The sequence below is a fragment of the Actinoplanes sp. NPDC051633 genome (assembly GCF_040681735.1).
In the GTDB taxonomy this organism is placed as follows: Bacteria; Actinomycetota; Actinomycetes; order Mycobacteriales; family Micromonosporaceae; genus Actinoplanes.
The window spans coordinates 1-2,967 of sequence record NZ_JBFAZH010000979.1; the positions used below are offsets into that span (position 1 = coordinate 1).

Genomic DNA, 2,967 nt, shown 5'->3' on the forward strand with positions numbered 1-2,967 from the left:
GGCGCGTGCACCAGACCGTCCGGGCCGGCCGGCGCGTACAGGCCCGCGACACCGAACCACAGGGCAAGCACGAGCAGCGGCAACGCGCCCGGCACCGGCGCCCAGCGCGCCAGCGCGATGCCGAGCAGCCCGGCGCCCAGCACCAGCACCGGCACCTGCAGATGCTCCAGCACACCCCGGAGGTAGATGCCGCTCGCCGGATCGCCGGCATCCGGCAGGGTGAACGGCGCGACGACCGACATGGCCACCATTCCGGCCACGCCCACCAGCACTGGCCCACGCAGCAGCCCGACGATGGCACCGACGATCCGTTGCCGGGCGTCGACCGGCGCCACGTCCAGCGGCTCGCGGACCCGGCGACGGAACGCCGCCGCGGCGACCCGGTTCGCGCTGATCACGGTCAGCGTGGCGTACACCAGGCAGACGGCGACCAGCGTCGTCCCGTACACGATGTTCCAGACGTGTTCACGTCCGTCGACGACCTCCATCACCCGCAACGCCGAGAACCACAGCAGGTACGCCAGCCCGAACCAGTACGCCGGGTGCCGCAGCATCCGCCACGCCTCGACCCGGCCCAGCCCTCCGGTGGTCCGGCCGGCCGGCGGCAACCGCCGGCCCACAGTGATGGCACTCATGCCGGCACCTCCTGCCGCGTCCCGGCCCCGCCGACCAGCAGCAGGTAACCGTCCTCCAAGGTCGGCGGCACCACGTCGGCACCCGCCGGTGGCACGCCGATCTGCCGCAGCCCGCCGGTCTCGCTGCGCCATGCCAGCACCGCGCCCGGATCACGGCCGGACCCGATCCACACCCGGCCGTCCGCCATCGCGGCCAGTCCGCTGGGCGTGCCGTCGTAACGGATTCCGCCCTCGTGCATCACGACGACCCGCGAGCACAGAGCGGCGACGTCTTCGGTCTGGTGGGTCGACACCACCACGCAGCGCGAGTCCGCGAGGGTGGAGACGGTGTCCCGGAACCGCAGCCGCTGCTCCGGGTCCAGACCGACGGTCGGCTCGTCCAGCACCAGCAGCGCCGGGTCACCGAGCAGCGCCTGGGCGATGACCAGACGACGGCGCATCCCGCCGGAGAGCCGGCGGATCCGCCGGCCGGCCTCGCCGGTCATACCGACGACGGCGAGCACCCTTCGTACCTCGTCATGGCGGGCACGGCGATCGGCCCACTCCTTCAGAATGGCGACGTAGTCGACGTACTCGAAACCCGTGAAACCGGCCGGGAAGCCGCACTCCTGCGGCACGTAGCCCAGCCGGCGGCGGACCTCGGTGCGCCCGCCGGGCAGCGCGCAGTCGTGGCCGAGCAGCCTGACCTGCCCCGCGGTGGGCGCGATGACCGTCGCCATCACCCGCAGCAGCGTCGTCTTGCCGGCCCCGTTCGGTCCGAGCAGGCCGAGCACACCCGGGCCGGCGTCGAGGCTGACCGGGTCGAGAGCGCGGCGCCGTCCGTAGGTCTTGCGTACATCGGTGAGACGGATGTCCATCAGGACCTCCACGGTTGGCGACGGCCGAGCGCGGCGAGTGCCACGACGGCGACTGCGGTGAGACAGGTGAGCTGTACGACGGGTCCGTAGGCGGCGAGCACCGATCCGGTGCTGACCTGAGCCGACACGGCGAAGGTGATCCACGCCAGCGACACCGCGGTGGCCACCGGCAGCGCGCCGAACCTCGTCTCCAGGGCCAGCGTGACCGCACTCAGCGCCAGCCCGGGGAGCAGCCAGAGCGCCGACGATCGCGGGCCGCCCGGCACCGTCAGTCCGGTGACCAGCACCAGCACTGCGGTCACCGGCACCACGAGCAGACTGCGAAGCAAGATCAAACGCAGCCGGGGGTACGGTGCCGAGGCGACCACCTCGTGCATCGGATCGGTGTCCGGCCCGTACGCCAGCGCCACCCCGGTCACCGGCACGAGCGGCGCCAGCACCAGGAACCACGTGATCAGCCAGCCCGCGGTGCGAGGCGCCGCGAAGGCGAACACGGCGAGCACCGCGCAGGACCACAGCCACGCCCGGCGCGCCCTGGAGGCCTTCGATGCCAGCCGAGCCGCGGCGGGTGGGAGGCCCGCGATGGTCAGGATCCGCTCGGCGGCCGACACCGGCGGGCGATCGAGAACGTCCACCGTGTCCAGCCACACCCGCTCCAGCAACGGCCGGTCGGCCTCGGCGGCGATCGCCGCCCGGCATCGGTCGCAGCCCAGCAGGTGTTGATCGACCGAGGCGCTGCGGGCCGCGTCGAGAGCTCCGCCGGCATAGGCCGCCAGCAGGTCGGCGTCGGCATGCCACGTCGTCATCGCGGTGCTCCTCTCATGACAGGGCCTGCCGGAGCAGTTGCCGCGCCCGGGCCATCCGGGTCTTCACCGTTCCCTGCGGGATGTGCAGCAGCCGGGCCGCCTCGCGGGTGGTCAGACCGTCCAGCACGGTGGCCCGCACGACAGCCTGCAACTCCGGGGAGAGCCGGTTGAGGGCGCTGGCCGCGTCGCCGTACTCCACTCCGAGCAGGACCTGCTCCTCGGCCGAGCTGATCACCGGGTCGGTGGCCGCGGTCAGCGCGTCGTGGTCGGGTCGCCGGGCGATCTGGTCGACGAGGCGGCGAACGGCGATGCCCCAGAGCCACGCCGGCACCTGGCCGCGCCCGTCCCACCGGCCGGCGCCCCGCCACACCGCGACGAAGGTGTCCTGCAACGCCTCCGCCACGACGTCGCGATCGCCGCACCGATGTCGGAGCCGGACCTGAAGCCATGGCGCGTGCCTGGCGTACAGATCGGCGAACGCCCCGCGCTCCCCGCAGGAGATCGCGGCGAGCAGATCGGCATCGGACGGTTCGATGTGAGCGGAGCCGGGATTCGCCAGGCCGTTGACGCCGTGACCCATGACGCCTCCTCACTCGTGTCAATCAGTCTGTCCCCGATAGAGCGGGCAGCGGTTCATGACCATCGGAAAAATCCCGGCGCGTATCCGAC

4 protein-coding genes are annotated in these 2,967 nt (G+C 72.7%); all 4 read right to left on the bottom strand.

What is annotated here, in order from left to right:
• The coding region (locus tag AB0M20_RS35490) for a hypothetical protein (protein WP_364304901.1) at nt 1-635 on the bottom strand (635 nt) is incomplete at its 3' end.
• Complete coding sequence (locus AB0M20_RS35495) at nt 632-1,492, bottom strand: ATP-binding cassette domain-containing protein (protein WP_364304903.1); 861 nt, start codon at nt 1,490-1,492, stop codon at nt 632-634. The genes AB0M20_RS35495 and AB0M20_RS35490, both read right to left, overlap by 4 nt.
• Nucleotides 1,492-2,298 (bottom strand): zf-HC2 domain-containing protein, encoded by an 807-nt coding sequence (locus AB0M20_RS35500; RefSeq protein WP_364304905.1) that lies wholly within the window; start codon nt 2,296-2,298, stop codon nt 1,492-1,494. Before AB0M20_RS35500 ends, AB0M20_RS35495 begins: the two co-directional genes overlap by 1 nt.
• Before the next feature lie 13 nt (nt 2,299-2,311).
• Nucleotides 2,312-2,878: an RNA polymerase sigma factor gene (locus tag AB0M20_RS35505; protein WP_364304907.1), complete on the bottom strand. Its 567-nt coding sequence runs from the start codon at nt 2,876-2,878 to the stop codon at nt 2,312-2,314.
• Nucleotides 2,879-2,967 lie beyond the last annotated feature (89 nt).